Raw genomic sequence first — 6,866 nt, 5'->3', positions numbered from 1 at the left:
TTCCGATCTTCCAGATGGGAGGTACTATGTGTCCCTCCTCGTTGAGGATGGCCGAGAGCAACCTCCTCCTAGTCCTGAGGGGAAAGCAATAGGCATAGATTTAGGGCTGACTCACTTCGCAATTACGAGTGACGGCTCAAAGTTTGATCATCCTCGGCACTTAGCCAAACATGCTCGTAACCTAAAGCGCAAACAGAAGAAGCTTTCTCGCAAAAAGCAGGGAAGCAATAATCGCGATAAAGCTCGACAGCGAGTCGCTCGTGTTCACCATAAAATAGCTCGCTGTCGTGAAGATTTTCTACACAAGCTATCCCGCAAGATAGTCAACGACAACCAAGTGATTGCTGTAGAAAATCTTTATGTGAAGGGGATGGTGCGCAATCCCAACCTCGCTAAAGCGATTAGTGACGGTGGCTGGGGGATGTTTTGCACCATGCTCAAGTACAAAGCTGAAAGAGCAGGAAAGATATATATCGAAGTCAATCGTTTCTTTCCTTCTTCAACAACCTGCCATGTTTGCCTGAATCAAGTGGGTAGCCTACCGCTTGAGGTTCGCAATTGGAGGTGTGAGGTTTGCACTACAGAGCATGACCGAGATGTGAACGCTGCGATCAACATCAGAAATGAAGCCTTGCGGATATTGGAGCTAGGAACTCGCTCTACTGCCTTTGGGAGGGAACGTAAGTCATCTGGTAAAACGTCGGTTTTGCTAGATGCTGTCCCCGTTGAACAAGGAAGCCGCTTATCTATCGCGTAGCGATGATGAGCGGTAGTTCACGCTGTACTTTGGCTAGCGGCTCAGAGCTGTGTTTACAAAAATTCCTCGCAGTGTGCCACCCATAGCTGTTGAGGCTTGGGGGGCGGTATTCACATAGCGTGCCGAAGGCATAGCGACGGGCGACCAGAGGGAGTAATGAAGGGCATTGAAGGGCATCTAGGAAATAGGCAGACATGTCTTAGGCGATACTGGTTTGATGCTAAACATAACGTGGGCATTCAAGTTAGAACTAACTGCTGAGCAGGTTTCAAAGATTGAATACCAGAACTATCTCTATCTCTCCTTCAAGGATGGAGAGTTTCGGAGGTGCAGATGAGTCCATGGCAAACATTACGCCGCAATCCCCTAGTGATATTTGGCTTAGGGGTTTTAGTGGCGTTTTACCTGTTAGCGATCGCCGCTGATTTTGTTGCTCCCTATAACCCCTACGCCTTCCAAGAGGATGGTGCCCTTTTGCCACCGACCCGAATTTACTGGCGATCGCCGGCGGGGGAATGGCTCGGTCCCCACGTCTATCCCACCCGCTTGGGGCCTGTCAGTTTGGAAACAGGAGAGCGTCCCCTCATTGTGGATCGACAAGCCCCCTCCCCCATCCGTCTCTTTGTCAAGGGCAGTCCCTACCGCTTTTTAGAGCTAACCCTGCCGTTGCCTACCCGCTGGAGCCTTACCAATCCAGCCATTGAGCCGCGTACCATTTTTGCAGGCTTCCCTAGCGATCGCCACTTGTTTGGAACGATCGGGGCTGGCTATTGGAATATTCTGGGCACGGATGACCAAGGGCGAGATCAGTTCAGCCGTCTTTTGTTTGGGGCGCGCATCAGCCTCAGTATTGGTTTAGTGGGGGTGGCGATCGCCTTCCCCATCGGCATTTTAGTCGGGGCAATCTCTGGGTATTTTGGTGGCTGGTTAGATGCTATCCTGATGCGCGGCGTGGAAGTCCTGATGACCTTACCCACGATCTATCTGCTGGTGGCCTTGGCCGCCGTGCTTCCCCCAGGACTCAGTAGCGCCGAGCGGTTTTTACTGATTACCATTATCACCTCCTTTGTGAGCTGGGCTGGCCTAGCGCGGGTGATTCGCGGTCAGGTACTAGGGCTAAAAGCAATGGGCTTTGTGCAAGCAGCTCAGGTCATGGGCGGGCGATCGCTGTACATTATTGTTCGCCACATTATCCCGCAGACCGCCACCTATGTGATTATTGCTGCCACCCTGTCTATCCCCAGTTTTATTGTGGCTGAGTCTGTCCTGAGCTTAATTGGCTTAGGCATTCAGCAGCCGGATCCCTCTTGGGGAAATATGCTCTCCTTGGCAACCAATGCCTCGATTTTGGTGTTACAGCCGTGGCTAGTATGGTCACCCGCAAGCCTGATTATCATCACCGTTCTTTGCTTTAACCTCGTTGGTGATGGCCTCAGAGATGCCCTGGATCCGCGCCGCTCTCAGTAATCACGCCATCTCCTCTGATCAGCCTTGGGGGAGCACCCGCCGACTGCGCCGCTGAATTTCTTCGCGGATTCCCCGTGGTAGCTGTTGCTCTTTAGCCAGTGCCTGCTGAAAGTAGTGCCGACTTTGGGTCGTGTCACCGCTGGCCATCAAAATCTGTGCCTTTAGATATAACAGTTCCGGGTTGTTGGGAGCTGCCGCCAAGGCCTGATTCACCGCATCCAAGGCCGCTGACCATTGACGGCGATCGCGGTAAACTAGTGCTAGCCCCCGATACCGCAGATAGGAAGGAGCGGCATAGGTTTGTAGGGTTTCAATGGCGCGATCCATACTCACAAACCCCACATTGCTGGCAATGCCCCATTCCATAAAGCCACGGATGAGGTTTAGCTCTGGGTCTTGGGGGTTAACAGCCTGAGCACGGTTGATGTGATCTAGTACCCGCTGCACCCGTAACAGGGCGGCTGAAGCCCCCAGCACCGGCCCCGAGCCGGCATCGGAAATTTCATAGCCAGCAATTAGAAAATGCCCCACCGCTTGGTAGAGATTGCCCCGCAGTGGATCACGACTGGTCAAGGTTTGGGCAACCCGCAGGGTATCTTCGGCATAGCGCTTGTAGGCAGCCCAATCCTCATTGAGGTAGGCAATGGTGGCGGCTAAGGCGAGGGTGAGGGGTTCTTGGCGATCGCGCTCAAGGGCAGCAGGCAAGAGTTCTTTACCTTTCACATAGTTGCCATCGCGGAAGAGGGCTAAAAAAACCGCCTCGGTTTGCTCGGAGATAGGGCGTGCTTGAGTGCCACTGCGGAACGGATCACCAGCTAGCGCCGCTGTACTGAGTACCCAAGGGGCGATCGCCCCACTAAGATAAAGAGCAAGACGTTGCCATAACCGCTGTTTGCGTATTGGTTGTACCATTATTCCCTCCGGAGTCTGCATCTTGTTTACTATTCGCCATCTCAGCTATCATCCTGCGGCTACACCGCAGCCCATCTTAAGCGATGTCAACTTAGACTTAGACATGGGCGAATTAGGACTCATTATCGGCTCGAGTGGTTCCGGCAAAACTACGTTACTAGAAATTTTAGCGGGCTTAGCCCACCCAAGTCGGGGGGTGATTCAGTGGCACGAGCAGGTACTCACGCCTGAGCAGTTACAGCAGTTGGCAGGATTAGTGTTTCAGTTCCCCGATCGCTATTTTTGCGGCAGCACCCTTCTTGAAGAACTCCGCTTTGGCCATCCCGAGATTCCCTATGAGAACGTGTATCGCGCCCTTGCAGATGTTGGCCTCGATCACCTGCCCTTGCACACTCGCCCCGAGTCTCTCAGTGGGGGGCAACAGCGCCGCCTTGCCCTCGCTGTGCAACTCATCCGCCAACCCTACCTGCTGCTGCTCGATGAACCCACCGCTGGCTTAGATTGGTCAATGCGCCAGCAACTGGTACAGGTGCTGTGCCGCCTCAAGGAGCATTGGAGCTTATTAGTGGTGACCCACGAGGCCACGGAATTGCAGGAGATTAGCGATCGCTGTTGGCAACTTGAAGACGGCTGCCTTGTTCCCATCAGTTCGCCTGTGTTGCTTTAGTGTCTTCAATCTCTGAAGCCTGCTCAGCAGTTGGTTCTAGCTTGAATGCCCACGTCATGTTTAGCATCAAACCAGTATCGCCTAAGACATGTCTGCCTATTTCCTAAATGCCCTTCATTGCTCCCTCTAATCACCCGTTGCTATGCCTGCGGCACGCTACGCGAACAGCACCCCCAAGCCTCAACGGCTATGGGCAGCGCACTGCGATGAATCTTGGTAGGGCAGCCACCGCTATCCGTATCGTGTGTGTGCCTTACCGCTAAAATTGCTATATCACGTGGATGTGAACTAGAGATTAAAGCCATCGGGGCGCTTGTAAACCGTCCTGTAGGCTTCTAGTTCTCTGGCAAGATGACTGAAGTGCTGTTGCAAGCCCCTACTCTCTGTGTTAGGCAGGTTACGCAAATGTTCCTAGCAGTTGCAGACAGTGATGGCTGAGCCTCATTCCTTCTCTCAGATTAAGCGAGACATCCGATCGCCGTCGGGGAGGAAGTGGTTCGGTACGGAGACCCCTCGAACCCTTCTGTTGCTCCTCAGTGATCTTCTTGCCCTTGTGCTCGCTTGGACAATTGGGTTGCAACTGAATCGTCTCTATGCTCCCATTCCACCGGAACTGGTCTGGTGGCAGTTTCTGGGGCTTCCCAGCATTTTCTGGGTGTTGGCAGCGGCACTGTTGCTACTGGTGGCGCTGAGTGGCCTGTACCATCCCCACGGCCATTGGAAAAACTATTTGCGATTGGCCAAAGTAGTGAGTCTGGGGTATCTGCTGATTTTGGCGATCGGCTACTTTTACGATCCCAAGCTGGACTTGCCCCGGTCTCTTTTTTTTAGCGCGTGGGGCATGAGTGTTGTGTTTGCTGTGGGTCTGCGCCTAGTGGTTAGCCTTATGTTTAAGGTATTGCGTTCACGGCAACAGGTGCGAGTCTTCTTAATCGCGCCGGAGCACCGCCAAGACGTGCTAAGCAATATGCTACAGCGCAAGGAAAGTTACAGGATTGTCGGTATGGCTGCTGCGGCGGCAGCACACGATGCTGAGACGCTGCAACAGATTCTTGATAGTCGCGCCCAAGAAGTGGTGGTGGAGGGGCTACCGCCTGCCCACTTGGCCTCAACGCTGTACTGGCAACTGCGGCAGTATGGTATTCCGCTGCGGCTGGTTCCCTCTAGCCTAGAAATGCTCTACCGCCGTGGCACCCCGGAAGTCGTGGCGGCGTTGCCCACCCTGCGGGTCGATATGACCTACCTCAATGGCTGGGAATACCGCCTCAAGCGCTACCTCGATGTTGTCCTTGCCTTGGTAGGGGTGTTGCTGCTGGCTCCCTTACTCATAGGCGTGGCGATCGCCATTAAGCTGACATCTCCGGGGCCTGTGTTTTTCCGCCAAGAGCGGGTAGGCTTGCATGGGCGTGTCTTTCAAATGTGGAAGTTTCGTACCATGCGTGCCGATGCCGCCAAGCTTCAGGCAGAACTAGAAACCCAAAATGAATCGGCGGATGGGGTGCTCTTCAAGCTCAAAAACGAYCCCCGCCGCACTCCTTTAGGGGCATTTCTGCGCAAAACCAGTATTGATGAGTTGCCGCAACTGTTTAACGTTCTCTGGGGCGACATGAGTTTAGTGGGGCCGCGTCCTCTACCCTTGCGGGATGTGGCTCGTTTTAACTCGTGGCACCACATTCGTCACCACGTTATACCCGGTATTACTGGGCTGTGGCAAATTTCTGGGCGCTCTCACATTGGTCACTTTGATGAGGCTGCCCGCCTCGACCTGTACTACATCGACAACTGGTCACTGAACCTTGATCTTGAAATCTTGGTGGAAACCGTTCGCATTGTGCTGTTTGGTGAAGGTGCCTATTAGGCCACCCCTCAAATTAAATACTTTCGGTGTGGCTGAATGTGGCTATGAATTGCCCTCATCCCCAACCCTTCTCCTCGGGGAGAAGGGAGCTAAGAGTCTTGTTCCCTCTCCCAAAGGAGAGGGCTAGGGTGAGGGCGGCAAAAGACTCAAATCCGAAAATCATACGTCTATTCAGCAACGCCATACTTTCTTTTGCTGCTAATGGCAATCGATGCCAAGCGTTCAGATTCTTCAAGGGTGTTTAATAGTGGCCGGCAGTACCGCTGATACCCTGCATCTGTGGACGTGGCAAGCCCATCAGTCCTCTTTACTGGCCTTGGGACGCATCCCGAAGCCAACGCTGCAGAACAGTGATATCCCAATAACTGATGCATTGCAGTTGCCCATGCCAAAGGCTTAATTCAGGGGTGGTGCCAAGGGAGAGCGCGGCGAACAGTCTTGGCCTGCAATAGGCTTGATCGAGACGTGAGCACGGGACTGGTGCGATTTGAACGCACGACCTAGCGCTTAGGAGGCGCTCGCTCTATCCTGCTGAGCTACAGCCCCAGTGTCTCTATGGTATCGATTTTTGGTTGATACCAGTGACACTCCCCGCCGTAGAACGGCGAGGCTTCTCTAAGTTAGGCTAGAGCAAAACCAATCTGCCCTAACTTGACCTTAGAAGGGGCTGCCACAGCCCCTCTACACACTCCACTCAACTCGATATTGAGCTTTGTGCTTACCTTTCTCATGATATTGCAGGCTCCATTACAGTCTGCATTGATGAGCCATCCTTGAGCAGTTCGGTACAGACCTCTAAGAATTCGTTTTCCTGATGCCTTCCACCCTTCAGGTTTTTCGCCGAACGTAGGCAAGAAGTCATTATCAAAAAACGAGGCTTGAGACGTATATGATTCTTCGGTTTCGACTAATCGAATCCCGAAAATTAAACAAAGCTGCTCAATTCGTCCAAACAGCTTGTAGTGCGGAATTTGCACGAACTCCTGATTCGTTTTTGCACCCAAATTGATTTCATCTTTCTGCCCGTTGTTTCGACCGTAGATGATCGTATCGATGTCGTTTTCCAAGCAGAAGTTGACGACCCACCGTGCTGCTTTGTTGATGTAGTCTCGCACGTAGCAATTTCGCTTATGGGTATTAAGTTGGATTCGCTTCGAGGTCGCGCCCTTCATGGATGACTTGCCATGAGTCAGAATCGATTTGAA

Annotated in this window: 6 protein-coding genes and 1 tRNA gene; 4 read left to right on the top strand and 3 right to left on the bottom strand. The window is 52.8% G+C overall.

Annotation, left to right across the window (positions count from 1 at the left end):
* A partial coding sequence (locus L5220_RS09210) for an RNA-guided endonuclease InsQ/TnpB family protein (RefSeq protein ID WP_499573153.1) occupies positions 1-757 on the top strand: 757 nt, incomplete at its 5' end.
* Between the two features lie 333 nt (positions 758-1,090).
* Positions 1,091-2,224: an ABC transporter permease gene (locus L5220_RS09205; protein ID WP_448514769.1), complete on the top strand. Its 1,134-nt coding sequence runs from the start codon at positions 1,091-1,093 to the stop codon at positions 2,222-2,224.
* Between the two features lie 18 nt (positions 2,225-2,242).
* On the opposite strand, the gene L5220_RS09200 is transcribed toward L5220_RS09205, so the two are convergent.
* Positions 2,243-3,136 carry a Sll0314/Alr1548 family TPR repeat-containing protein gene (locus tag L5220_RS09200; protein ID WP_227517370.1) on the bottom strand — a complete coding sequence of 298 codons (894 nt, stop codon included), beginning with the start codon at positions 3,134-3,136 and terminating at the stop codon, positions 2,243-2,245.
* Between the two features lie 22 nt (positions 3,137-3,158).
* On the opposite strand from L5220_RS09200, the gene L5220_RS09195 reads away from it, so the two are divergent.
* Together L5220_RS09195 and L5220_RS09190 are read left to right on the top strand one after the other, a co-directional pair.
* Positions 3,159-3,803: an ABC transporter ATP-binding protein gene (locus tag L5220_RS09195; RefSeq protein WP_099799366.1), complete on the top strand. Its 645-nt coding sequence runs from the start codon at positions 3,159-3,161 to the stop codon at positions 3,801-3,803.
* Between the two features lie 430 nt (positions 3,804-4,233).
* Positions 4,234-5,661, top strand: a complete 1,428-nt coding sequence (locus L5220_RS09190; protein WP_448514770.1) for a sugar transferase — start codon at positions 4,234-4,236, stop codon at positions 5,659-5,661.
* Between the two features lie 472 nt (positions 5,662-6,133).
* On the opposite strand, the gene L5220_RS09185 is transcribed toward L5220_RS09190, so the two are convergent.
* Positions 6,134-6,207: transfer RNA gene (locus tag L5220_RS09185), tRNA-Arg, on the bottom strand.
* Positions 6,208-6,281: 74 nt separating this feature from the next.
* Positions 6,282-6,833: an IS200/IS605 family accessory protein TnpB-related protein gene (locus tag L5220_RS09180; RefSeq protein WP_499573150.1), complete on the bottom strand. Its 552-nt coding sequence runs from the start codon at positions 6,831-6,833 to the stop codon at positions 6,282-6,284.
* Positions 6,834-6,866 lie beyond the last annotated feature (33 nt).

It is taken from the genome of Synechococcus sp. PCC 6716, assembly GCF_022570815.1.
In the GTDB taxonomy this organism is placed as follows: Bacteria; Cyanobacteriota; Cyanobacteriia; order Thermosynechococcales; family Thermosynechococcaceae; genus Thermosynechococcus; species Thermosynechococcus lividus.
This window is presented reverse-complemented; position numbering and strand designations above follow the sequence as displayed.

What these genes read in the sequence shown, in the direction of transcription:
- L5220_RS09205 (WP_448514769.1), top strand. Translation starts at nt 1,091, where the DNA reads ATGAGTCCATGGCAAACATTACGCCGCAATCCCCTAGTGATATTTGGC.
- L5220_RS09180 (WP_499573150.1), bottom strand. Translation starts at nt 6,833, where the DNA reads ATGAAGGGCGCGACCTCGAAGCGAATCCAACTTAATACCCATAAGCGA.
- L5220_RS09200 (WP_227517370.1), bottom strand. Translation starts at nt 3,136, where the DNA reads ATGGTACAACCAATACGCAAACAGCGGTTATGGCAACGTCTTGCTCTT.